The 23,673-nt window shown below is 69.3% G+C and carries 18 protein-coding genes and 1 tRNA gene; 6 read left to right on the top strand and 13 right to left on the bottom strand.

Features of this window, described 5'->3' with window-relative positions:
• Positions 1 to 46 precede the first annotated feature (46 nt).
• The 3 genes from H5J26_RS08645 to H5J26_RS08655 all read left to right on the top strand — a co-directional run bounded on the left by H5J26_RS08645 (position 47) and on the right by H5J26_RS08655 (position 3,381).
• Positions 47 to 373, top strand: coding sequence for a hypothetical protein (locus H5J26_RS08645; RefSeq protein WP_181765149.1), 327 nt, complete (start codon positions 47 to 49; stop codon positions 371 to 373).
• Positions 374 to 455: 82 nt separating this feature from the next.
• On the top strand, positions 456 to 2,885 hold the full coding sequence (locus tag H5J26_RS08650; protein ID WP_181765150.1) for a SpoIIE family protein phosphatase: 2,430 nt from the start codon (positions 456 to 458) through the stop codon (positions 2,883 to 2,885).
• Between the two features lie 196 nt (positions 2,886 to 3,081).
• On the top strand, positions 3,082 to 3,381 hold the full coding sequence (locus tag H5J26_RS08655; RefSeq protein ID WP_181765151.1) for a DUF6059 family protein: 300 nt from the start codon (positions 3,082 to 3,084) through the stop codon (positions 3,379 to 3,381).
• A 167-nt stretch (positions 3,382 to 3,548) separates the two neighbouring features.
• Here H5J26_RS08655 and H5J26_RS08660 read toward each other — a convergent pair.
• Positions 3,549 to 3,635: transfer RNA gene (locus H5J26_RS08660), tRNA-Leu, on the bottom strand.
• Positions 3,636 to 4,061: 426 nt separating this feature from the next.
• Here H5J26_RS08660 and H5J26_RS08665 point away from each other — a divergent pair.
• The gene (locus H5J26_RS08665; protein WP_181765152.1) at positions 4,062 to 4,850 is read left to right on the top strand and encodes an ABC transporter ATP-binding protein; all 789 of its coding nucleotides are present in this window, start codon (positions 4,062 to 4,064) and stop codon (positions 4,848 to 4,850) included.
• 124 nt (positions 4,851 to 4,974) lie between these two features.
• Positions 4,975 to 7,524 (top strand): ABC transporter permease, encoded by a 2,550-nt coding sequence (locus H5J26_RS08670; RefSeq protein ID WP_181765153.1) that lies wholly within the window; start codon positions 4,975 to 4,977, stop codon positions 7,522 to 7,524.
• A 214-nt stretch (positions 7,525 to 7,738) separates the two neighbouring features.
• On the opposite strand, the gene H5J26_RS08675 is transcribed toward H5J26_RS08670, so the two are convergent.
• The 4 genes from H5J26_RS08675 to H5J26_RS08690 are packed head-to-tail and all read right to left on the bottom strand — an operon-like array spanning position 7,739 to position 12,243.
• A complete protein-coding gene (locus H5J26_RS08675) occupies positions 7,739 to 8,935 on the bottom strand; it encodes a Gfo/Idh/MocA family protein (protein ID WP_181765154.1) in 1,197 nt (398 codons plus the stop codon).
• A gap of 26 nt (positions 8,936 to 8,961) precedes the next feature.
• Positions 8,962 to 10,353, bottom strand: coding sequence for an ABC transporter substrate-binding protein (locus H5J26_RS08680; protein ID WP_181765155.1), 1,392 nt, complete (start codon positions 10,351 to 10,353; stop codon positions 8,962 to 8,964).
• An 11-nt stretch (positions 10,354 to 10,364) separates the two neighbouring features.
• The gene (locus tag H5J26_RS08685; RefSeq protein ID WP_309237840.1) at positions 10,365 to 11,321 is read right to left on the bottom strand and encodes a carbohydrate ABC transporter permease; all 957 of its coding nucleotides are present in this window, start codon (positions 11,319 to 11,321) and stop codon (positions 10,365 to 10,367) included.
• Positions 11,322 to 11,337: 16 nt separating this feature from the next.
• Positions 11,338 to 12,243, bottom strand: a complete 906-nt coding sequence (locus H5J26_RS08690) for a sugar ABC transporter permease (RefSeq protein WP_309237841.1) — start codon at positions 12,241 to 12,243, stop codon at positions 11,338 to 11,340.
• 268 nt (positions 12,244 to 12,511) lie between these two features.
• Here H5J26_RS08690 and H5J26_RS08695 point away from each other — a divergent pair, with 268 nt between their 5' ends.
• A complete protein-coding gene (locus H5J26_RS08695; RefSeq protein WP_181765156.1) occupies positions 12,512 to 13,669 on the top strand; it encodes an ROK family transcriptional regulator in 1,158 nt (385 codons plus the stop codon).
• 85 nt (positions 13,670 to 13,754) lie between these two features.
• On the opposite strand, the gene H5J26_RS08700 is transcribed toward H5J26_RS08695, so the two are convergent.
• The 8 genes from H5J26_RS08700 to H5J26_RS08735 form a co-directional block, all read right to left on the bottom strand.
• The gene (locus tag H5J26_RS08700) at positions 13,755 to 15,074 is read right to left on the bottom strand and encodes an SAM-dependent methyltransferase (RefSeq protein WP_181765157.1); all 1,320 of its coding nucleotides are present in this window, start codon (positions 15,072 to 15,074) and stop codon (positions 13,755 to 13,757) included.
• A gap of 252 nt (positions 15,075 to 15,326) precedes the next feature.
• The gene (locus H5J26_RS08705; RefSeq protein ID WP_181765158.1) at positions 15,327 to 16,751 is read right to left on the bottom strand and encodes an NAD(P)/FAD-dependent oxidoreductase; all 1,425 of its coding nucleotides are present in this window, start codon (positions 16,749 to 16,751) and stop codon (positions 15,327 to 15,329) included.
• Positions 16,752 to 17,135: 384 nt separating this feature from the next.
• Positions 17,136 to 18,062, bottom strand: coding sequence for a Ppx/GppA phosphatase family protein (locus H5J26_RS08710; protein WP_181765159.1), 927 nt, complete (start codon positions 18,060 to 18,062; stop codon positions 17,136 to 17,138).
• Between the two features lie 100 nt (positions 18,063 to 18,162).
• Positions 18,163 to 18,726 carry a DUF501 domain-containing protein gene (locus H5J26_RS08715; protein WP_181765160.1) on the bottom strand — a complete coding sequence of 188 codons (564 nt, stop codon included), beginning with the start codon at positions 18,724 to 18,726 and terminating at the stop codon, positions 18,163 to 18,165.
• A gap of 180 nt (positions 18,727 to 18,906) precedes the next feature.
• Positions 18,907 to 19,374: an FtsB family cell division protein gene (locus H5J26_RS08720; RefSeq protein WP_181765161.1), complete on the bottom strand. Its 468-nt coding sequence runs from the start codon at positions 19,372 to 19,374 to the stop codon at positions 18,907 to 18,909.
• Between the two features lie 143 nt (positions 19,375 to 19,517).
• A complete protein-coding gene (gene eno / locus H5J26_RS08725; RefSeq protein ID WP_181765162.1) occupies positions 19,518 to 20,798 on the bottom strand; it encodes a phosphopyruvate hydratase in 1,281 nt (426 codons plus the stop codon).
• A 225-nt stretch (positions 20,799 to 21,023) separates the two neighbouring features.
• Entirely contained in the window at positions 21,024 to 22,076 is a 1,053-nt protein-coding gene (locus H5J26_RS32120) for a transglycosylase family protein (protein ID WP_181765163.1), read from the bottom strand.
• Positions 22,077 to 22,200: 124 nt separating this feature from the next.
• Positions 22,201 to 23,463, bottom strand: coding sequence for a cytochrome P450 family protein (locus H5J26_RS08735; protein ID WP_181765164.1), 1,263 nt, complete (start codon positions 23,461 to 23,463; stop codon positions 22,201 to 22,203).
• Between the last annotated feature and the right edge of the window lie 210 nt (positions 23,464 to 23,673).

Consider the following 23,673-nt stretch of genomic DNA (forward strand, 5'->3'; position numbering starts at 1 on the left):
GATAACACGGCCCACCCCGGTCCACCGCACTGAATAGCTTGGACCCATGAGTCTGATGACCGAGGGAGAGGCACCGGGGCCCGTACGGTTCTATCTGGCCTGTGACGACATCGGCTGCCCCGCTCGCGCAGTGTTCGACCTCGTGATCCACGAACCGCCTCCACCGATCGAAGACGATCTCTTCGGCCACATCCTGCACAGCAGCGCCCGCGCCGCCCCCTACATCGAAAAGCAGGGCTGGACGTTCACCCAGGGGATCGGCTATTGGTGCCCCACCTGCTCCACACCCCGCGCCCAGCGCCCGGCCCCGTCCAAGCCCGCCCGCCGCCCCGCCGCGCGAAGGCAGAGGCGGGACTCGAAGGGCCCGCAGTAGGAGCCGCTCCCACCTGCTGCGGTTGTGTCTGCCCGCGTCTGGATCGACCCTTGAAGAAACGTATCCGGGCTGGATTGGTGCCATGAATGCGTGGAGCGAGGCCGAGATCATCGACTTCCGTGGGCCACTGGACGTCACGAGTGCCGCCACGGTGCTGCTCGACAGCGAGAACACGGTCATCGGGTGGAGCGAGGCGGCCGAAGGCCTCTTCGGCCATTCACCGCGCGAAATTCTGGGCCGGCCGCTCGATGCGCTGATGGTGGGCCGCTCGACCCAGGAACACGCGCTGATCGAGCTGCTCGACCGCTCCGTAGGGCCCGCCTGCCGCAGCGAGGCACGGATCGCACGCCACCGGGACGGCCACCCGATGGAGGTGGCCACGACCATCTGCTCGATGTCCGGCGACGGCGCCTCCCCTCAGATCATGGTGGCGGCGGCACTGGAGCCGCTGCGCTCCTGGGAGGCCCATCAGGCCATGCTCCGCGGACTGGCCACGCAGTCCCCCATCGGCCTGGGCATCTACGACAGCGATCTGCGCCTGACCTGGGCCAACGCCAAATACCAGAGCGAGATCGACAGCAAGTCGGGCGAGTACATCGGAAAGCGCGTGAACGAGCTGTACTCCGAAGGCGAGGTTCTATCGGAGGGCTACCCCCAGGCGCTCGAGGACGTCATCCAGGCCGTGCTCGAGACCGGTGACCCGGTCTTCGGGCTGCTCTACCAGGCCCGTCCGCCCGCCGACCCCGACCACGAACACGTCTGGTCCTGCGCCTACTACCAGCTCAGGGACGCCGACGGACATGTGCTCGGCGTGTGCGAGGACGCCCTGGACATCACCGATCGCTACCGGGCCCAGCAGCGGCTGGCCCTCACCGTGCGCGCGGGCGTCCGCATCGGCACGACGCTCGACATGATCACCACCGCGCGTGAGATCGCCGAAGTGGTGATCCCCGCCTTCGCCGACAGCGTCACCGTGGATCTCGTCGAAGGCGTGCTGGAAGGTGAGGAGCCCCGCCCGCAGGGCGAGACCCCGTCGCTCGTACGGGTCGTGGAACGTATCGGCAGTCCGTACGCCGGTGCCGACAGCGAGGACGCCACGGCCGCGGGGCCGTACCCGGTGACGTACGAGCCCAGCTCGCCCCAGCTCGCGGCTCTCGCCTCCCGCAAGGCGGTGATCGTCGACCGGCGCGGCGAGGCGGGCGACCCGGCGTCCATGGCCGCCGTCCACTCCACTCTCGCCGTCCCGCTGCGCGCGAGGGGCACCACGATGGGGCTCGCGACGTTCATGCGCAGCGAGGACTCGGCCCCCTTCGACCACGACGAACTCTCGCTCGCCAACGAGCTGTCCACCCGTACGGCCCTGTCCATCGACAACGCACGCCGCTACACCCGCGAACGCGCCTCCGCCCTCACCCTCCAGCGCAACCTGCTGCCCCGCGGACTGCCCGACCAGTCCGCGGTCGACGTGGCCCACCGCTACCTGCCGTCCGACATCGGGCTCGGCGTGGGCGGCGACTGGTTCGACGTGATCGTCCTGTCCGGCACACGCGTGGGCCTGGTCGTCGGAGACGTGGTCGGGCACGGCGTGAACGCCGCCGCCACCATGGGCCGGCTGCGCACCACCGTCAGGGCTCTTGCCCGGCTGGACCTCTCGCCCGACGAACTCCTCTCCCGCCTGGACGACCTCGTCCTTCAGGGCGCCGAGGACCAGGAACCGGGTGCCGGCCCCAGCGCCGACGAGGGGCTGGGCGTCGCCTGCCTCTACGCCGTCTACGATCCGGTCTCCCGCGTGTGCACCGCTGCCCGTGCGGGCCATCCGCCGGCGGCCATGGTCGACCCTGACGGACGCTTCACCCTGCTGGACATCCCGCCGGGGCCTCCCCTTGGAGTGGGCGGGCTGCCGTTCGAGGCGATGGAGGTCTCGCTTCCCGAGGGCAGCCTCCTCGCCCTCTTCACGGGAGGGCTCGTCCAGGACCGCGACCGCGACATGGACACGGGCGTCGCGAAGCTCGAGGACGTACTCAGGGACCACGAGGGCTCGTTGGAGGAGCTGTGCGACCGGGCTCTGAGCGAACTCCAGCCCGACGGACCGGCCACCGACGACGCGGCCCTGCTGCTCGTCCGTACGCACGAACTGGGAGCGGACCAGGTCATCGGCTGGGAGTTGGAGGCCGAGCCCAGCGCGGTCTCCCGCGCGCGGACCCTGGCCATTGACCAGCTCACCGAATGGGGCCTGGACGAGCTGTCGTTCACCACCGAACTCGTGGTGAGCGAGCTGGTCACCAACTCCATCCGGCATGCTTCCGGGCCCGTGTACCTGCGGCTGATCCGGGACCGCAGCCTGCACGTGGAGGTCTCCGACAAGGGGCACACCTCACCGAACCTCCGGCACAGCGCCAACGACGACGAAGGCGGGCGCGGTCTGTTCATCGTGGCGCAGATCGTCCAGCGCTGGGGCACCCGCTACACGGCCTTCGGCAAGACCATCTGGACGGAACAGGCTCTGCCGTAGGGGCCGTTCACGCTTCAGGGCGACAGCGAGGCACGGACGGGCCGGGCCGCGGGACACGACGCACGCCTGCAGCTCGCAATGCGCGAGCCTCCGTGGCCCGGGCCTGAGCGGCGGCCCGATCTCCTTCTCAATCCTCCCTCAAGCGGAGCCTCCTAGCCTCCTCGTCGTCCAGGAAGCAGGCGAGGAGGAAGCTGACATGCGGCGCTCGAGGGACTGGCTGCGACGACTGGCGAAGCGGCTGGGGACGGGTCTGGTCGCGGTCGGCCAGTGTCTCGGCAGCTACACCACCCCGGAGTGCTACGGGTTCATGCCGGCAGAGGAGACACGCACGGTTGAGGAGACACGGCCGGCTGACGGCGCTCCGTGTCCCGGCCATCCCGAGCGACTGATCCCGTACTCGGCTCTGCCCGCACACGAACAGGTGATGTGGCAGCAGTGGGAAGAGGCGTGGCAACACGACGGTACGGGGCACGGTTTCACCGCACCCCCTTGGTAAAGGCGGGACCGCACACGGGCGATGGGCTTCCGGCAGGCCAACTGCCTTGTGACCACGTGCGGGTCGGCGGGTACGTCACTCGTTGTACGACGAGCGCCGTACGCCCCTTCTTCCGCCCTTGCTCGGGCTCTCTCCGCGGCTCTTCCCGGCTCGCGTGCCTGCGCGGATGGTGCCCGGAGCCGGACTTGAACCGGCACGGCCCCTAAGGGCCAACGAGGTTTAAGCTCGTCGTGTCTACATTCCACCATCCGGGCACCGGCTCCAGTAGCCCTGCCTCGCTACTCAGCGACGCACGGTCCTACCCCAGGGTGCAGGTAGAGCCTATCCAGCGTCACGCCCCCAACTGCGGGGCGCCAGCCCGATGTTGTCTTATTTTATGGGCAACTGACGAGGCGTCAGCACTACGGCCCCACTTCGGGGGCCCGCTTTCGTGCAGGCCCCGGGCTCGGAAGATGACGGAAAGTCGCCGTCCGGACACTGGAATTCACCTTCCACCACAGGGGGTCTGGCACCCGCCCGGCCTCAGGGGAACCGTCATACCCAGGGAGGACGGCACCCGCCGGCACTACCTCGCAGGGTTGGGCCGGAAACGGGCACGGGGGCTGATCCGGGGGCGCGGAAGGACGGAGAGGATGAGTGCGTCCTGATGTTCCGAACACCGTCCCGAGGAGCACCGTCCCGTGACCACCACCTACTCCCGCGTACCGGCAGCTGCGTCCGCGCCTGCAGGCATCGCGGCAGCACACGCCACCGACCTCTCCAAGGTCTACGGACAGGGCGAGACCAAGGTGGTCGCCCTGGACAACGTCTCAGTCCAGTTCCGTCAGGCCGAATACACGGCGATCATGGGCCCGTCGGGCTCCGGCAAGTCCACACTGATGCACTGCATGGCAGGCCTGGACTCCGTCACCAGCGGCAGCGCCTGCATCGGTGACACCGAACTGACGAAGCTCAAGGACAAGAAGCTGACGCAGCTGCGCCGGGACCGGATCGGCTTCATCTTCCAGGCCTACAACCTGCTGCCCACGCTCAACGCCCTGGAGAACATCACCCTTCCGCTGGACATCGCGGGCCGCAAGCCCGACAAGGCGTGGCTCGACCGCGTCATCGAGACGGTCGGGCTGTCCGGGCGTCTCAAGCACCGCCCCAGCGAACTCTCCGGCGGTCAGCAGCAGCGCGTCGCCGTCGCCCGCGCACTGGCGGGCAAACCGGAGATCATCTTCGGTGACGAGCCGACCGGCAACCTCGACTCCAGGGCCGGCGCCGAGGTGCTGGGCTTCCTGCGCAACTCGGTGCGGGAGCTGGGCCAGACCATCGTCATGGTCACCCACGACCCGGTTGCCGCCTCCTACGCCGACCGCGTCATCTTCCTGGCCGACGGCCGCATCGTCGACGACATGTTCGGCCCGACCGCCGAATCGGTGCTCGAGCGGATGAAGAACCTCGACGCCAGGGTGCGTACGACCTGATCGCGACAGGCCGGCGAGGCAACGCCCGTACGGCCCGTCCACGACCAGCGACACCGACCGAAGCTCCAGACCGCGGCCCAGCCGGCCGCCGGGCGCGGGGCGCTCTCTCCTTCAGGACTCACCCATGCTCCGTACCGCCTTGCGCAACGTATTCGCGCACAAGGCCCGGCTGCTGATGACCGTGCTCGCCGTGCTGCTCGGCGTGGCCTTCGTCTCCGGCACCCTGGTCTTCACATCGACCATCTCCGCGGCGTTCCAGAAGAGCTCCGAAAAGGGCTACAGCAACGTCGACCTCGCCATCCGCCCGTCGGGCGGGCCCGATTCGGGCCGCGGCGTTCCCGGCAGCGCGTCCAAGCTCAACCAGGCGACCCTCGAAGAGGCACGCCGGCTTCCCGGAGCGGAGAGCGTCAGCGGCTCCGTGACCGGGTTCGCGGCTCTCGCCGACAAGAAGGGCAAACTCGTCGGCGAAGGCTGGCAGTCCAGCGGCGCCAACTACGACGCGGGCCGGGACGGCGAGGCGAAGGACGCCCGTTACCCGATGAGCAAGGGCCGGGCCCCGCAGGCCGGCGACGAGGTCGCCCTCGACGCGAAGACCGCCGAACGCACCGGCTACAAGGTCGGCGACACCGCCCGCATGTCGATCGACGGCCCCGTACGCGAGGAACGCGTCGTCGGCATCTTCACCACCGATGACGGCAACGTGGCTGCCGGCGGCACCCTCGTCCTCTTCGACACCTCGACCGCGCAGCGCCTCTTCGCCCAGCCCGGTCAGTACGACCAGATCACTCTGAAGGCCGGCGCGGGCACCTCTCAGGAGGAGCTGAAGACCGAGGCGAAGAAGATCCTTCCGGCCAAGGCCGAGGCCGTCACCGGCAAGAAGCTCGCGGCGGACCAGTCGGAGACCATCAAGAAGAGCATGAGCGGCATGCAGACCGCCCTGCTCGTCTTCGCCGGGATCTCGCTGTTCGTCGGCATCTTCATCATCGCCAACACCTTCACGATGCTTGTCGCCCAGCGCACCAAGGAGTTGGCGCTGCTGCGCGCGGTGGGTGCGAGCCGGCGTCAGGTGACGCGGTCGGTGCTCATCGAGGCGCTGGTGGTCGGCACCGTCGCCGGCGTCGCCGGACTGGGTGCCGGCGTCGGCATCGGAGCCGGACTGCGCTCGCTCATGGGCCGGTTCGGGGCGACCGTGCCCGACGGACCGCTGGTCGTCTCCGGAAACGCAGTGGCCGCATCCCTGGTCACCGGCATCGTGGTGACCGTGCTCGCGGCATGGCTGCCCGCCCGCAGGGCCGCGAAGATCCCGCCGGTCGCGGCCATGAGCAGCGTGCACGCGTCGGCCACGACGCGCTCGCTGGTCATCCGCAACACCATCGGCGCGCTGCTGGCGGGCGCCGGAGTCGCCCTCGTGCTCTACGGCGCGGGCATGGACGACCGCGACACGGCGAAGCTTCCGATCTCGGTCGGCGCCGGCGTGCTGCTGATCGGCGTGTTCGTGCTCACGCCTCTCCTGTCGCGGCCCCTGATCGCAGCGGCGTCCCCGTTCATGCGGATCTTCGGGGTCTCCGGGAAGCTGGCGCGTCAGAACTCCGTACGCAACCCGCGTCGTACCGCTGCCACCGCGTCCGCCCTGATGATCGGCCTCACGCTCATCACGGGCATGACGGTGATCGCCGGAAGCGTGCAGCAGGCCATCGACAAGATGGCCACCGAGGCGCTCAAGGCCGACTACACCGTCAGCATGGCCAACCAGACGCCGATCTCGGCGGAGGTGGAGAAGCAGCTGGCCAAGGACGATCAGGTGGAGGCCCTGAGCCCGCTGCGCAACTCGCCGGCGCGGATCGGCGGTTCCACCGAGTACCTGACCGGCGTCAACGGCGAGACCATCGGCGACCTCACCGACCTCCCCTTCAGCTCGGGCGGCTGGGACGGGCTCTCCGGCGGCAAGGCCGTCGTGGACAAGGACACCGCCAAGAGCAAGAAGTGGAAGGTCGGTTCGGCTTTCCCGGTGACCTATGAGGACGGCCGGAAGGGCAAGTTGACCGTCTCGGGTGTCTATGAGGGCAACGAGATGATCAAGGGCATCATGCTCGACACCGGCACTCTGGACCCGCACTTGAAGCGGATCTCGAACATGCAGGTGATGGTCAAGACGAAGGACGGCGTCAGCAAGTCGGCCAAGGAGTCCCTGGAGAGCGCGCTGGGCGACAACCCGGCGGTCCTCGTCCAGGACAAGAAGGACGTCTCCGAGTCCATCGCGAAGATCTTCACGCTGATGCTGAACATGCTCTACGGGCTGCTGGCCATGGCCGTGATCGTGGCCGTCCTGGGTGTGGTGAACACGCTCGCCATGTCCGTCTTCGAACGGTCCCAGGAGATCGGCATGCTGAGGGCGGTCGGCCTCGACCGCAGGGGCATCAAGCGGATGGTGAGGCTCGAGTCGCTCGTGATCTCGCTGTTCGGCGGTGTGCTCGGCATCGGGCTGGGCGTCTTCTTCGGCTGGGCCGCGGGCAAGGTGATCGGGCTGTCCCTCTCGACGTACGTGCTCGTACTCCCGTGGGACCGGATGGGCATCTTCCTCGGTCTGGCGGCTGTGGTCGGCATGCTGGCCGCGCTGTGGCCCGCACGGCGGGCCGCGAAGCTGAACATGCTCTCCGCGATCAAGAGCGAGTAGCTCCGCGGACGGCACGTTCACGCAGGGGCACAGTGGCCCGGTCTCCGGCTGGCGGGACCGGGCCACTTGCTTGCGGGCACCGCTCACGGGGCGGGCCCGTGCCTGACGTGCGCGCACACCCGCGCCAGCGCAGGCGCACACGGAGCTGTGCGAGCCGTACGAGCAGCCGCGCGGGCCGTACGAGCGACCACGCGGGCTGCCCGCGCAGCCGTGATCAGCCAGGCGCCTCACCGAAGTCGGGAACGGTGAGCCGCTCGCCGTCGCGCCTCGCGGACTCGTGCGCGACTATCCCGGGCAGCGTGTAGCGAGCGGACACCCATGCGTTCACGGACGGCAGGCTCCCCTCGTTGACGGCGGTGACGAAGTCGTCGACGAGGAAGTGGTGGCTGCCTTCGTGCCCGTTGGGCGCGTGCGCGAACTCCCGGGGCAGCCGCGAGCGGTCGTGGACGGGGGCCGTACCGGAGATGAAGGCGTCCCGCAGCGCCGGTGCGACGTTGTCGAGCGAGGGGTCGTCGGCGGAGAGGGTGGGGACGGCCTGGAGGTGCTCGGAGACGTCCTGCACGCCGGTCTTGTCCTGCCAGAAGCTGACGGTCGCCAACTGCTCGAAGCTGCCCTCCGTACCGAAGAAGCGGAAGCGCGACTCACGGATGTGCGAGGGATAGCCGACCCTGCGGAACTCGTTCGTGCGGAACGAACCGCCGCCTGACACCTCGAAGAGTGCCGTCGCGTTGGAGAAGTCGTTGCCGAACTGGCTGATCTCACGGTCGAAGACGCCGTCCCCGCGGTCGTCGGTGACGCCGACTGCGCTGACACTCGTGGCATGCGTCCGCCACGCGCCCAGCACACCGCCGATGGAGTGCGTCGGGTAGAGCAGCGGCGGATAGCTGGCGGTCTCCTTCCACTTCTCGCCGCCGCTGTAGCGGTAGGCGTCGTAGAAGCCGAGGTCCATGTCATGGACGTAGTCGCCCTCGGCGTAGAAGAGACGGCCGAAGTCGTTGCCGGCGACCTTCTCGCGGGCGTAGACGGTGGCCGGGTTGTAGTGGCTCGTCTCTCCCATCATGTACGTCAGGCCGGTCTCCTTCACGGCCTCGATGATGGCCGCGGTCTCCTCCTCGGAGACGGCCATGGGCACCGCTGAGTAGACGTGCTTGCCGGCGCGCAGCGCACGCACCGCCAGCGGGCCGTGCGTCCAGCGCTGGGTGAAGAGAGCGATCGCGTCCACACCGGTGGCGAGCATCTCGTCGAACGAGCCGACGGTGCCTGCCAGCCCCTGGGCCGCGACGAGCTTCTCCGCGCGCTCGGGGATGAGGTCCGTGGCGTAGATGTCTCCGACGCCGGGGTGCAGCTGGAAGAGTTTGGCGAACTGGCCGGCGAACTGGCCGGCGCCGACGATTCCGATGGAGAAGGGCACGAGCGAAGCCTTTCCTGTGCGTGCCGTCAATTGTCCTGCTGGAAGAGGTAATTGATCTGCTTGTTGGTCTCCGTGAGGGAGCTGACGGGGGCGCCGCCCGCGTACACGTCCTGCATGGCGGGGATCATCATGGCGTTGATGTCGGAGGCGTGGTCGGTCACCGGGAAGGGGAACGTCGTCCCCTCCTCTATGTGCCGGGTGAAGGGCGAGACGTCCAGCCCGTTGCGGCGGTGGGCGGCGATGGCGGCGGCCGTGCCGTCACGGGTGGCGGGGAAGACGACGGCGTCCTTGCCCACCAGGTTCTGGCACTTGTCGGAGGCGAGGAAGGCGACCCACTCGGCGGCGCCTTGCTTGTTCTTCGCCTTCCGGGTGATCGAGTCGGCGAGGCCGCCCAGCATCGAGGCCCGCTTGCCGGTCGGGCCCTCGGGCGTCGGCGCGATGCCCAGGTCGACGCCCTTGAGGCCGTCGAACGTGCTGAGCATCCAGGAGCCGTGCAGGGCGACGGCCGCCTTGCCCGAACCGAGTTGCGTCTCGGGGTGGTTGGTCTCGGAGAAGTCCTCGAGGGGAGCCATGTAGCCCTTCTCCGCGAGGCCGAAATACCACTCGATGGTCCGCTGGAAGCGCTTCTGGTCGTAGTTGTAGTGCTCGCCCCACGGGTTCTCGTCGGTGTACTTCCAGCCCGCCGAGCCGGTGAAGGGGCTCCACTGCGCCTGGCCGTGGTTGTCTCCTCCGGCGTCGTTCGTGGCCAGGCCGTACCTCACCACGTTGTCCTTGTCGAAGCCCGGCTCGTCCCCGCGCTTTCCGTTCGCGTCGAGGGTGAGGCGGGCGACGGCCTTCTCGAAGCTGCCGCCGTCCCGCGGGTTCCAGGACAGGGAACCGAGTTCGTCCTCGCTGAGGCCTGCCGCCTCGGTCAGCTTCCTGTCGTAGAACATGCCGATGGTGTCCCAGTCCTTCGGGGCGCCGTATCGGTGGCCGTCCCGGCCGGTCCAGGGTTTCGCAAGGCCCGGCTGGAAGTCGGAGGCCTTGATGCCACGGGTCGGCCCGAGCTCGTCGAGCGGGCTGAGAACTCCGAGTTCGGCGTACTGCGGGTACTTCGAGACGTGGTTGGTGAAGACGTCGGGCTGGGTTCCCGCGATGAAGCTCGCCGTGAGCTTCGTCCAGTACGAGTCCCAGCCGACCTGGGTGATCTTCACCCGCAGGCCGGGGTTCTCCTTGTGGAACGCCTTGGCGCACGCCTGGTAGGCGGGCAGCTGGTTGGCGTCCCACATCCAGTACGAGACGGTGCGCTTGTCCGCTGCGGACGACGCCTGCGGCGCGCAGCCGGCCAGGGGCAGGGTCAGGGCGGCCAGCGCCGCGAAGGCCGTAGCGCACACCGTGGTGGGTCGGCCCCGGCGGGCACGGGGCGTCGTTGCTCTCATCGCACTCTCCTTCACTTGATCCCGCTGAAGCCGATGGAGTTGACGATGCGCTTCGCCAGCAGGGCGAACAGAAGGATCATGGGCAGGGCGGCGACGACGGTGGCCGCCATCAGCCCGGCCCAGTCCGTGCCGGTCTGCGGGGTCTGCGCGCGGAAGACGCTGAGCGCGACGGTCAGCACGCGCGAACTGCCGCTGTAGGAGACCATCAGCGGCCAGAAGTAGTCGTTCCAGGCGGTGATGTAGGTGAGGATGCCGAGCGTCGCGATGGGGGCCGTGGACATCGGCAGGATCAACTGGAAGAAGACTCTGACCTTCCCCGCTCCGTCGATGAGCGCGGCCTCCTCCACCTCACGCGAGACGTTCATGAAGAACTGCCGCAGGAAGAAGACGGCGAAGGGCGTCATGAACATCGTCGGCAGCGCGATGCCGAACAGGCTGTCCACCAGGCCGACTTCCTTGATCAGCACGAAGTTAGGCAGCAGCGTGAAGACCGTCGGCACCATCAGCCCGCCCAGCACGAACCCGAAGACGGCGTCCCTGCCCCGCCAGCGCAGCCGCGCGAAGGCGTAGGCGGCCATGGCGGAGAAGAGCACCTGGCAGAAGGTGATGACTGTGGAGACCAGCACCGAGTTGGCCAGGTAGCGCCAGAAGTCGAGGGATCCGCCCGAGCCGCCCTCGGCGAGCGCGTCCTCGGTGCTCTGCAGCCCGAAGACGCGCAGGAAGCCGCCGAAGCTGAAGTCCGCGGGAAGCGGCGAGGCGGGTGCCTGGGCGAGGGCCGTGTTCGTGGAGAGGGCCGTGCGCAGCATCCAGTAGAACGGGAACAGCGTGATCAGGGTGATCACGATCATCGCGGCCCAGGCCAGCAGACGCCCGTACGAGAAGGGGCGGCGCCCCTGCTTCCCGGAGGACTGCTCGGTGCGGGCGTCGGGCCCGCTCTGCGTTTGTGCGTACGTCGTCGTCGCTGTCACGGCAGACCTTCCCTTCTCAGTCGAGGTCCGACTGCCCGGCACGAGCGAGCCGGTACTGGACGACGGTGATCACGGTCAGTACGAGCATCAGGGCGACGGAGATCGCCGAGGCGTATCCGAACTGCAGGCGCCCGAACGCGAGGTCGTATACGTAGAGCTGCAGCACGTTGGTGGCGTTGGCGGGCTTGCCGTCGCTGGTGACCGAGACGGTGTCGAACACCTGGAACGAGCCGATGACGGTGATGATCAGGACCAGCGACAGCACCGGCCGCAGCAGCGGCACCGTGACGGCCCAGAACATCCGCCACTCGCTCGCCCCGTCCACGCGCCCCGCCTCGTAGATCGTGGAGGGTATGGACTGCAGCCCGGCGAAGATCAGCAGCGCCGTATAGCCCACGTGCCGCCAGACGTTGACGAGCGCGATGGTCGGTATCGCCCATGCCGCGTCGCCGAAGAAGGCGATCCGATCGAAGCCGAGGGCCTCGACCATCTCGTTGCCCACACCCAGCTGTGTGTCGAGGATCCACAGCCAGACGATCCCGGCGACGACGTTCGAGACCAGGTAGGGCGCGAGGACGATTCCGCGCAGCAGCGAGGAGTTGGTGAGGCGGTGCATCAGCACGGCTATCAGCAGCGCGACGACCGTCTGGACGCCGATGTTGACCACCACGTAGTGCAAGGTCACGCCGAGCGAGTCCCAGAAGACCGGATCGTTGACCAGCCTGCGGTAGTTGTCCAGGCCGACCCACTTCTCCGAGGACAGCAGGTCGAAGCTGGTGAAGCTGAGGTAGACGCCGCGCAGCGTCGGCCACACGAGGAAGACGAGATAGCCGAGCATCGCGGGGGCGATGAAGGCGGCGGCGACTCGGGCGTCGCCGGACGCGCGGCGTGGCACCGCACTTGCCGACTTGGTGACGGCCACGGGCAGACCCCCTTGTCCGCGTGGTTCCGGGATCTGTCGTCCCGACGGGACTTACTTCTACGCGGAAGTTATAGACGTGTCAAGGCATCGCTCAATGCCCCCGAAGCTCGATTCCGGCCACAAGTTCCGGCCTGTATAGTTCTGGACGGAACTTATGAACACGTCGCCTAAGCTGATCCGCGGCCGCCTTCGAGGGCCCGCACAACCCCGTGCCGACGCCCGGCGTCTTCCGCCCCGCCCGCCCCGACTACCGCTCCGGAGGCCCTGGTTGAGCAGTTCAGCCCCCAGCTGGCGCCCGCTGACCCCCGCGGAGCGGGCAGTGGCGATCGAGGTGCTCACCAACGGACCGAGCCCCCGCAGCGTGATCGCACGGCGGCTCGGCATGTCCGGCGGCAGCCTCACCCGCCTCGCCAAGCCGCTGATCGACTCCGGTCTGCTGCTGGAGGTCCACGCGCCCTCCGCCGCGGTCGCCGGCCTGGGCCGCCCCGGCCGCCCCCTGGACATCGTCACCGACCCCTGGCACTTCGTGGGCCTGAAGGTCACCGGGGACACCGTCTACGGCGTGGTCACCACGCTGAAGAGCACGGTCGTCCGCCGTGAGGACCGCGAGCTGAAGTCGCAGGACCCCGAGGTCGTCGCCGACGCCGCTCACTCGATCGTGCGGTCCTTCGCCGTCGACTTCCCTCAGCTCGCCGGCATCGGCGTCGGCATGGGAGGGCCGGTGCGCGACCGGGCCGTCATCGTCGACTCCCCGTACCTGGACTGGCAGGACGTGCCCTTCGCGGAGCTCTTGGAGCGGCGCACTGATCTCCCGGTGGTCCTGGAGAACGACGTCGCGGCGCTGGTCGAGTCGGAGACCTGGTTCGGCGCGGGGCGCGGCACGGACCGCTTCGCGGTCCTCACCATCGGCGCCGGCATCGGATACAGACTGGTCATCGGCGGCGAACCGGTCCCCTCACCGGACTCCTGGCAGGAGACGGGAGACCACTGGATCCTCGATCCGAACGGGCCGCTGACCCCGCACGGCCGGCGCGGAAGCGCCACGTCCCTGCTGTCCATCCCGAGCATCGAATACCAGATGCACGCCGCCACAGGCCGCCCGGTCGACTACGAGGAGATCCTCGACCTCGCTCGCAAGCAGCACCCCGCCGCCACCCGGATCATCGACGAGGCGGCTCGTGGGCTGGGCATCCTCATCGCCCAGATCGCGAACTTCGCCCTGCCGGAGAAGATCCTCCTCGCGGGCGAGGGCGTGGGGCTGGTGGACGTGGCCGGCCACATCGTCCACGACACCGTCGCCGCGCACCGGCCGCCCCTCGCGCCTCCCGTGAATCTGGAGACGAAGATCTCCGACTTCCACGACTGGGCACGCGGAGCGGCCGTCCTGGCGATCCAGGTGCTGGTGCTCGGTCACACGGACGACTGACGACGGCCGGGGCCGCCCCCGCTTTCTCTCGCGTGCGAGGACGCGCACCCGGGAGAGCACCGGACAGCCGCCGGGCCCTTGTTCGTCAGCTCGCGCGCCAGTCGCGGGTGCGCAACGGCAGACCGGAGTCGCCGCTGCCGGGTGTACGGACCGCGAGGATCTGGTTGATGCCGATGCGGTTCCGCTCGAAGGACATCGCCGAGGCGGCCATGTAGAGCCGCCAGACGCGAGCCCGCCCCGGCGAGGTGAAACGGACCGCGCGGCGGAATCCCCGCTCCAGGTTGGCGACCCAGGCGCGGAGCGTCAGGGCGTAGTGCTCACGCAGCGACTCCACGTCCCGCACCTCGAAGCCGGCCTCCTCCAGCACTCCCACGGTCTGTGCCATCGGCGCCAGTTCGCCGTCGGGGAAGACGTAGGCGTCGATGAAGTCGTCGACCTGGTAGGCCGATTCGTCCGTCAGCGGGCGCCGCGCGATCTGGTGGTTCAGCAGACGCCCGCCCGGCCTCAGCAGTGCGTGGAGCGAGTCGGCGTACTGGCGGTAGCGGTCCTTGCCGACGTGTTCGGCCATTCCGATGGAGGCGATGGCGTCGTACGGTCCGTCGGGGACTTCGCGGTAGTCCTGCACGCGGATCTCCACGCGGTCGGTCAGCCCCTCCTCGGCCACGCGCTTACGCGCGTAGGTCGCCTGCTCGTGGGAGAGCGTGATGCCGACAGCCCGTACGCCGTACTCCCGCGCCGCGTGCAGCACCAAGGAGCCCCATCCGCAGCCCACATCCAGCAGCCGCTGCCCCCGGCGCAGCGCCAGCTTCCGGCAGACGAGGTCGAGCTTGGCGTGCTGGGCGCCCTCCAGAGTGGGTGTGGTGCCCGGCTCCTCGGTCTCCCAGTAGGCGCACGAGTAGACCATGCTCGGGCCGAGCACCAGTTCGTAGAAGTCGTTGCCCACGTCGTAGTGGTGGCTGACGGCCCGTCGGTCCCGGCCGCGCGTGTGACGGATGCCGACGCGGCGCCGGATCTCCTCACCGGGCGGCGGCGGAGGGGGCAACAGACCGCCGAGAGAGATCAATTCGCGCACCGCGGCACGGACGTCCGGGTCACGGGCCAGCTCCAGAGCGCTGCGTGAGGGCTCGCTCTCCTCGCCCTTCTCCCAGAGCAGGCCCTCCAGTTGACCGAGGAGTTCGTACAGTTCGCCGTCGGTGTCCAGTTCCCCGGCCACCCATGCGCGGGCGAGACCCAGTTCGCCCGGCCGCCACAGAATGCGGCGCAGCGCGCGCCGGTGACGGATGCGGAGGACCGGAGCGCCCGGCGGACCGGCTTCACTGCCGTCCCAGGCGCGAATACGGATCGGAAGCGGAACGCCAAGAACCCGCTCGGCGAGCGCAGTGAGTCGTGGCGCGACTTCGGTCATTGCACACACCTCCGTGAAGGAAGGGGTGGAACCCCGTACATGCAACACGATTGTCGTGCAAACTATGCCGACTCACACACCGACGGCGAAGGGGTCGTTCCGGCAACTGCGCGTAAAGAGTGCCGGGAAACGACGAAGGGGACGCCCGCACCACGGATGGCGGACGTCCCCTCCACGGGAACTCTCTTCGACCTGTGGCCCGGCTGACCGCTCGTCAGCACGGTGCGCCACAGCGGCGCAACAGGTCCGGCGTCAGGACGCCTTGGCCTCTTCCCTCTGCTCGGCGGCCCGGCTCTCCTTCACCCGGGTCTTCCGCTCCGCCGCCGCCTCTTCCGTGGCGGCTGCGGTGACGGGCGAGGCCGCCTCGTAGAACTCCTCACGCGGGTGCTCCATCGCACCGAGAGAGACCACCTCACGCTTGAGGAACATGCCGAGCGTCCAGTCGGCGAATACGCGGATCTTCCGGTTCCAGGTCGGCACCGCCAGACCGTGGTAGCCACGGTGCATGTACCAGGCGAGACGGCCCTTGAGCTTGATCCTCGTCTTGCCGAAGACGATCATCGCGACGCCCTTGTGCAGACCCAGGCCGGCGACGGCACCCTTGTTGCCGTGCTTGTACTCGCCCTGCGGGAAGCCGCGCAGCGCCGAGATGATGTTGTCGCCGAGTGCCTTGGCCTGGCGCAGCGCGTGCTGGGCGTTGGGCGGGCAGTAGGCCGGTCCGTCGTTGCGTGCGGCCAGGTCCGGCACCTGGGCGTTGTCGCCGGCGGCCCAGATGTGGTTCGTGCCGCGGACCTGCATGGTGGCGTCGACGTCCACGTGGCCCTTGGGGCCGAGCGGCAGGCCGAATCGCGCCAGTGCCGGGTTCGGCTTCACACCCGCCGTCCACACGATGGTGCTGGAGTCGACCTCGAGGCCGTTCTTGAGGACGACGTGACCGCCGACGCAGGACTCCAGCGAGGTGCTGAGGTAGACCTCGATGCCGCGGCTCTTGAGGTGCTCGAGGGCCCACTCGCCGAGCTTCGGACCGACCTCCGGGAGGATGCCCGGGGCGGCGTCGACGAGCATGAAGCGCATGTCCTCGCGTCGCACGTTCGGGTAGTAGCGGGCGGCGTCGCGCGCCATGTCCTCGACCTCGCCGATGGTCTCGGCACCAGCGAATCCGCCTCCGACGAAGACGAAGGTCAGCGCGCGGCGCCGGACGTCCTCGTCGTTGGTCGAGTCGGCCTTGTCCAGCTGCTCCAGCACGTGGTTCCGCAGCCCGATGGCCTCCTCGACGCCCTTCATGCCGATGCCGTTCTCGGCCAGGCCGGGGATCGGGAAGGTGCGGGAGACGGCACCCATGGCGATGACCAGGTAGTCGAAGGGCAGGTCGTAGGCCTCGCCGACCAGCGGGGCGATCGTGGCGACCTTACGGTCCTGGTCGACGGTGGTGACGCGACCGGTCAGGACCTCGGCCTTGGGCAGCACGCGTCGCAGCGGGACGACGACGTGACGCGGCGAGATGCTGCCTGCGGCGGCTTCGGGGAGGAAGGGCTGGTACGTCATGTACGAGCGCGGGTCGACGACGGTGACGGTCGCCTCGCCGTAGCGCATCTTCTTCAGGATGCGGCGCGCCGCGTACAAGCCGACGTACCCGCCGCCCACTACGAGGATTCGGGGACGCTCCGTGGTGCTCATGCCATCGAGTATCCACCTGGCCTGGGGGGTGACCTCGTGAGGGGCTTCACAAGCATCCCCCCACCCCCTGCTACACTGCGCCGCCACGCATCCGGGGCCGTCGAGCCCCCACCCGGCGGGCAAGCCTCGAAGGGCCGCGGCACAGGCCGTGAGCTGCACTTATCGTCTTCACCACGAGAATGTCGCCGAGGCTGCAACACGGACGTGATCCGGCCGGAATTCGCCGTTCTCGAAGCTCTGGCCCGGCCGGTGCCTCACATCAGCCCCGAACGGGTGTGATCTGCGTCCGACGAGGCACTTTTCCAAGTGAATTATTTCACGAGACTGCTTCTGGAGGGCTTCCGCAGGGCCACACGGAGCCCTTTCAAAGGAGTTCGGGCGTGCTCAAGTGAGGCTCCAGGCAATGCCGTCGAGGATGTCGTGCTCGCTGACGACGACCTCCTCGGCACCCGTACGTTCCATGATCGTCAGCAGTGCCAGTGCGCCCGCCCCGATCACGTCCACGCGGCCGGGGTGCACGACGGGGATCGCCGCGCGTTCGTCGTGGGTGGCGGAGAGCAGCCGCTGCGCGATCTCGCGGACCTGCACTGCCGAGACCCTCGAGTGATGGATCGCGGCGGAGTCGTAGGAGTCCAGGCCGAGGGCGATGCCTGCGACGGTGGTGACCGTGCCGGCGAGGCCGACGAGCGTACGGGCCTCCGCCAGCGGAACCGTCCGCTCCACCTCGTCCAGCGCGGAGGCGACGTCGGCCCGCACGGCCTCGATCTGCGCGGGGGTGACCGGGTCGGAGAGCTCATGGCGCTCCGTGAGCCGTACGCAGCCGACGTCCACGGAGCGCGCTGCACGCACCTCTTCGTCACCCACCACGAACTCGGTCGAGCCACCGCCGATGTCCACGACGAGATACGGCTTCTCCAGGTCGCGCCGTCCGCTCAGCTCCTTGGTGGCGCCGGTGAAGGAGAACTGCGCCTCCTGGTCACCGGTGATGACCTCCGGTTCGACACCGAGGATGTCGACGACACCCCTCACGAACTCGTCCCGGTTCTTCGCGTCCCGCGACGCGGAGGTGGCGACGAAACGCAGGTGCTCCGCCCCGAGTTCCTCGATCGTCCGCGCGTAGGTGCGGCAGGCGGTGAAGGTGCGCTCCAGCGCCTCCGGCGCGAGCTGTCCGGTGCGGTCGACGCCCTGGCCGAGCCGGACGATCTCCATTCGCCTGTCCAGGCTCTTCAGCTCGCCCGTGGCCGGGTCGGCGTCGGCCACCAGCAGCCTGATCGAGTTGGTGCCGCAGTCAACGGCGGCGACGCGGGTCATGCGCTCTCCTCACGACGGAAGGACCCCAGCGTATGCGCGCACAGGCACCGCACAGTCCACACACCGGCCACTGAGGGCCCGGCCCCCGCACCGCGCGGGCTCAGCTCCCGGCAGGCTCCGACGGGGACGCAGAGAGCTGCCCGTCCTGTCCGGACGGAGAGACGCAGGGGCCCTTGGCCCACCACTCGGGTAGCAACGCCAGCGCCTCGTCACCGAGCGGATTGACGCCGGGTCCGGCCACCAGGGAGTGCGCGACCAGTACGTGCAGGCACTTCACACGGTCGGGCATGCCGCCCGCGCTGGGGAAGCCGCTGAGCACCTCGATGGCGTCCCGGCGGGCGAGGTAGTCCTCGTGCGCGGCGCGATAGGCAGCGGCCAGGTCCTCGTCCTCGGCCAGCCGCGCCGTCATCTCCCGCATCAGCCCGCTCGCCTCCAGCGTTCCGATCGCGGAGGCGGCACGCGGGCAGGTCAGGTAGTACGTCGTGGGGAAGGGGGTGCCGTCCTCCAGCCGGGGTGCCGTCTCCACGACGTCCGGCAGGCCGCAGGGGCAGCGGTGCGCGATGGTGCGCAGACCGCGCGGCGGGCGGCCCAACTGCTCCTGGAACGCGGCCACATCCGCGTCCGTGGGGGGCGTGGGCTCGGTCTGCGGCGGGGGCGTGTCCATCGGTGTCGGGGCTCTTTCCGGATGTGAGGAAGGGTCACGCGGCGCTGCCGCGGGGGTCGTTGAAGTCCTGCTGAGGTGTGCGGACGCGCGGCGGGCGGCCCGTTCGCGTGGCGCTCACGTGCCGAGGGGAGCCGCACGCCGGAGTGCGCCGGGGTGGCCCGGACTGCACAGGCGCCAGCGTCAGCCGCCCGTGTCGGCCTTGTCGACGCCGTCCCAGAGGTTCTGGTACCAGGCGCGGTCGGGGTCTCGGTCCGCCGGCCTGCGCGCACCGCCCGTACCGTCGCGGACGGTGTACCCGGTCTCCCCGGGACGCACGAAGTGCAGGTGCTCCCGGGCACGTTGCTCGACGTACGCCGGGTCCTGCCACCGTGCCCGCTGCTCCCGCAGGCGCTTCACCTGTTCTCTGGCGTGCTCCGCCTGACGCTGCTGCTCGGCGATCTCCGAACGCTGCGAGACGTACTGACGCATCGGATAGGCGAGCGCGACGACGAGGGAGCAGACGACCAACGCGAGCAGTGCGGCCCGTCCGGTGAGGCGGCTGCGGCGCGGAGTGCGCACCGTGCGGCCCCTGGCGCGGTAGACACGCTCGGCGGCCTGGGTGCCGAGCGCCCTGAGCCTGGTCGCGGTGGAGAACCGATCCGCGGGCACGTTCCTCCCCTGTCCCCTGACAGCTGTCCGTGAGCCTGGTGGCCGATACGCCGGACCCCGCCCGGATCAGTCCGGACAGGGCCCGGTCCGGGCCCCCGCCACCGTACGGGAACGGCGGCGGGGACGGGCGCAGCGACGGCCCTTCAGCCCTTGTAACGCGGGAAGGCGCTGCGGCCCGCGTACACGGCGGCGTCGTCGAGGATCTCCTCGATGCGCAGCAGCTGGTTGTACTTGGCGACGCGCTCCGAGCGGGCGGGGGCGCCGGTCTTGATCTGGCCGCAGTTGGTGGCCACGGCCAGGTCGGCGATGGTCACGTCCTCGGTCTCGCCGGAGCGGTGGGACATCATGCACTTGAAGCCGCTGCGCTGCGCGAGCTCCACGGCGTCGAGGGTCTCGGTGAGGGAGCCGATCTGATTGACCTTGACCAGCAGGGCGTTCGCGGCGCCGTCCTCGATGCCGCGGGCGAGCCGCTCGGGGTTGGTGACGAACAGGTCGTCGCCCACGAGCTGAACCTGGCCGCCGAGCTTCTCTGTGATGGTCTGCCAGCCCTCCCAGTCGTCCTCGTACAGCGGGTCCTCGATGGACACCAGCGGGTACGCCGCGACGAGTTCGGCGTAGTAGTCCGTCATCTCGGAGGCCGTGCGGTCCTTGCCCTCGAAGGAGTAGACGCCGTCCTTGTAGAACTCGGACGCGGCGACGTCGAGCGCCAGCGCGATGTCCTGGCCGACGGTGTAACCCGCCTTCTGGATGGCCTCGATGATGAGGTCGAGTGCTTCGCGGTTGGAGCCGAGGTTCGGCGCGAAACCGCCCTCGTCGCCCAGGCCGGTGGCGAGGCCGCGCTCCTTCAGCACGCTCTTGAGCGCGTGGTAGGTCTCGGCACCCCAGCGGACGGCCTCGGAGAAGGACTCCGCACCGATGGGGGCGATCATGAACTCCTGGACGTCCACGTTGGAGTCCGCGTGCGAACCGCCGTTGAGGATGTTCATCATCGGCACCGGCAGCAGGTGCGCGTTGGGGCCGCCGAGGTAGCGGAAGAGCGGCAGGTCGGACGCCTCGGAGGCGGCGTGCGCGACGGCGAGGGAGACGCCGAGGATGGCGTTGGCGCCGAGCGAGGACTTGTCCGCGGTGGCGTCCAGGTCGAACATCGCCTGGTCGATGAGCCGCTGCTCGGTGGCGTCGTACCCCACCAGCTCCGGGCCGATCTGCTCGATCACGGCGAGTACGGCCTTCTCGACGCCCTTGCCGCCGTATCGGCCGCTGTCGCCGTCGCGGAGCTCAAGTGCCTCGAAGGCACCGGTCGAGGCGCCCGACGGGACGGCAGCACGGCCGGTGCTGCCGTCGTCGAGGCCGACCTCGACCTCGACCGTGGGATTGCCTCGCGAGTCGAGAATCTCGCGGGCTACGACGACGTCGATGGACGGCACGAGGGTCTCCTTCGTGAAGTGTCTGGATTGCTGCCCCAGAGCCTAACGGGCGCGGGGGCGTGCCCCGGTCGGCCCGTCGTGTCGGGCGGCGGAACAGCAGGCGAAGCTCCAGCTCAGGAGTGCCGTGCACGTCACGTATTTTGTTTGGGAGCGGAAGAAAACATGGGGCGGCCTCGCCGGTCCGTATCGGAGCAGCGGGCTCGCCCGGCCTTCACCGGAGGGGTGTCAGAGGTTCAACTCCTGGCCGGGCCGGATCAGGTCGGGGTCCGAGCCGACGACGTCGCGGTTGCGCTCGTACAGCTCCGCCCAGCCGCCGCGCACCTCGTACTCGTCCGCGATCCCGGAGAGCGACTCGCCCTTGGAGACGCGGTGGTCTTCAGCGTCGGAGCCGGCGTCACCCCTGTCGTCGTCCTCGCGGGACGGGTGCTCGTCCGACTCCTCGCGGCCGCCGCTGCCGGGGCCGATCGGGTCAGCGGGCTCCCACAAGTAGCCGTCGTCTCCGGCGTCCGCACCGGGGCTCGCGGCGTCGCCGGATTCGTCCGCGTCGCCGGAGTCCCCGGAGTCGCCGGAATCAGCGGAGTCACCGGAGTCCTCAGGGGCGGCCTCGTCGGAGTCCTCGGAGCCGGACGGGGAGCCCGAGTCGGCAGACTCGTCCGAATCCGAGGGGTCTTCCGAGGGATCCGAGGACTCGGACGGGTCAGCAGACTCATCAGGCGCCGGCTGCGTCGCGTTGTCGGGGAACCCGGCGCTGTCACCGTCGCCGGATTCCTCCGAACCGCCGGTGCCGTCCTCGGAGGCCGAGTCCGACGGCGCCGAGGGATAGGGGCGTTCAGGGACGGGAGCCTCGGAATCCGAGCCGGAGGCGTCCCCGTCGAGATCGGGGGTCTCGGGCGAATCCTCTGAAAGCCCGGCGTTCTCCGCGCAGTCGGACCACGCGTCACGGCCCTCGGCCTGCAGGATCCTCTCCGCGACCTCGATCTGCTGACCGCGGCTGGCGAGGTCGGGCCGCTCGGCGTATTCGGTGCCGCCGTACTCGTCCCAGGTCTCCTCGTCGAGTTGGAGCCCGCCGTAGAAGCCGTTGTCGTCGTTGGCGCTCCACAGGGCGCCGCTCTCGCACTCGGCCACCTTGTCCCAGGTCCCCGCGTCCGCCGCGTTCGCCGCAGTCGCCCCGAGGAACGGGATGGCGATGCCGACTCCCGCCGCTCCCGCCTTGACCACGAACGAGGGCGCCTGACGGGGGCGTCGGTGGCGCCCGCTCCCGGAGAACAAGGGCGGCATGTGGGGGGACCTCTCCTAGGGACAAGGAAGTTGCCGCCTGAAGTTAGCTCCGAAAGCCCATCATCACAAGGCTGTGTCACGCAGATCACGTCGCGGTCACACCTGTGATGTTCCGTCACAGCCGTTACACCTCGCGGGGGGCCTCGCTCACCTCGGGCGTGAACTCCACCGGCAGCGTGCGCAGTCCGCGCATGATGAGACCGCCGCGCCACCGCAGTTCGGACGGCTCCGCGGCCAGACGTACATCCGGCAGACGCCTCAGAAGCTCACCGATCGCAGCACGGCCCTCGAGCCGGGCGAGCGGCGCTCCGAGGCAGTAGTGGATGCCGTGGCCGTAGCCCAAGTGCTGGTTGTCGCGCCGCCCCAGGTCCAGGATGTCCGGCTCGTCGAACTTTGCCGGGTCCCTGTCGGCCGCCGCCAGGACCACCAACACCGGCTCGCCTTCGGCGATGTGAGCACCGCCGATCACAAGCGGCTCGGTCGCGAAACGCCAGGTCGCAAGCTCCACCGGACCGTCGTAGCGGAGCAACTCCTCGACCGCCGTCGCCAGCAGCGCCTCGTCCCCCTCCGTCACCGCCCTGTGCAGACGGGCGCGTTGCTCGGGGTGGTGGAGCAGCGTGTACGTGCCGTTGCCGATCAAGTTGACCGTCGTCTCGAAGCCGGCGAAGAGAAGGATGAAGGCCATCGCGGCGGCCTCGTTCTCCGTCAGCTGCTCGCCGTGGTCGCTTGCGCGGATGAGTCCCGAGATGAGGTCATCGCCCGGGTTCTCCCTTTTGCGATGGATGAGTTCGGCGAGATAGTTGCGCATCTTCTTCACGGCACGGCCCACGCCGCCGCGCGGCGGTCCGGACTGCCCCGGCTTGTGATGGCGCAGCATCATGCCCGCCCAGTCACGGAAGTCGTCCTGGTCCTCCGCGGGAACGCCGAGCATGTCGCAGATGGCGTAGATGGGCAGCGGAAATGCGAACTCGTGGATCAGGTCCGCCTCGCCGCGCGCCGCGAAGCCGTCGATCAGCCGGCCGGTCAACTCCCGTACCCGCGGCTCGAACTCGGCGACCCGTGCCGGCGTGAACGCCTTCGAGACCAGACGACGCAGCCGCGTGTGATCCGGCGGATCGATGTTGAGCAGGTGCGTCATCAGATTCGCACTGCGCTCGCCCGGGATGCCGACCTTGCCCTTGCCGTGGGCCGAACTCTCGCTGTGGTGCACCGGGTTCTTGCTCAGCCGCTGGTCGGCAAGCGCCTGCCGGGCGTCCGCGTAACGCGTGACCAGCCAGGCCTCCACCCCGCTGGGCAGTTCGGTGCGGCGTACGGGGGCGTGCTCGCGCAGCCACGCGTACGCGGGATAGGGATCGGCAGCGAAGTCCCAGTCGAAGAGCGGGGGCATGGGCGGAGGGGACGACGCTCGGGCCGTGCCGTGGGGCTTGTCTTGCACGCGTCGACGCTAGCGGGTGCGCCGGGCGGGTCAGGCCAGCGGTACGGGTGAGGGCAGGCCCGCCCCCGGGCCTGCCCTCGGTGTCCGTCCCGTTCCGCGGCGGGGGTGGACACCGAGGTGTTCCGGGCCTCGACGAAGTGGTGCGCTTCGGCCTGGTGCCCT

This window comes from Streptomyces albidus (ex Kaewkla and Franco 2022) (assembly GCF_013870515.1).
Taxonomy (GTDB): domain Bacteria; phylum Actinomycetota; class Actinomycetes; order Streptomycetales; family Streptomycetaceae; genus Streptomyces; species Streptomyces albidus.

Excerpts from the sequence above, each read along its gene's own strand:
- H5J26_RS08645 (WP_181765149.1), top strand. The coding sequence starts at position 47 with ATGAGTCTGATGACCGAGGGAGAGGCACCGGGGCCCGTACGGTTCTAT.
- H5J26_RS08650 (WP_181765150.1), top strand. The coding sequence starts at position 456 with ATGAATGCGTGGAGCGAGGCCGAGATCATCGACTTCCGTGGGCCACTG.
- H5J26_RS08655 (WP_181765151.1), top strand. The coding sequence starts at position 3,082 with ATGCGGCGCTCGAGGGACTGGCTGCGACGACTGGCGAAGCGGCTGGGG.
- H5J26_RS08670 (WP_181765153.1), top strand. The coding sequence starts at position 4,975 with ATGCTCCGTACCGCCTTGCGCAACGTATTCGCGCACAAGGCCCGGCTG.
- H5J26_RS08680 (WP_181765155.1), bottom strand. The coding sequence starts at position 10,353 with ATGAGAGCAACGACGCCCCGTGCCCGCCGGGGCCGACCCACCACGGTG.
- H5J26_RS08700 (WP_181765157.1), bottom strand. The coding sequence starts at position 15,074 with ATGACCGAAGTCGCGCCACGACTCACTGCGCTCGCCGAGCGGGTTCTT.
- H5J26_RS08705 (WP_181765158.1), bottom strand. The coding sequence starts at position 16,751 with ATGAGCACCACGGAGCGTCCCCGAATCCTCGTAGTGGGCGGCGGGTAC.
- H5J26_RS08710 (WP_181765159.1), bottom strand. The coding sequence starts at position 18,062 with ATGACCCGCGTCGCCGCCGTTGACTGCGGCACCAACTCGATCAGGCTG.
- H5J26_RS08715 (WP_181765160.1), bottom strand. The coding sequence starts at position 18,726 with ATGGACACGCCCCCGCCGCAGACCGAGCCCACGCCCCCCACGGACGCG.
- H5J26_RS32120 (WP_181765163.1), bottom strand. The coding sequence starts at position 22,076 with ATGCCGCCCTTGTTCTCCGGGAGCGGGCGCCACCGACGCCCCCGTCAG.
- H5J26_RS08735 (WP_181765164.1), bottom strand. The coding sequence starts at position 23,463 with ATGCCCCCGCTCTTCGACTGGGACTTCGCTGCCGATCCCTATCCCGCG.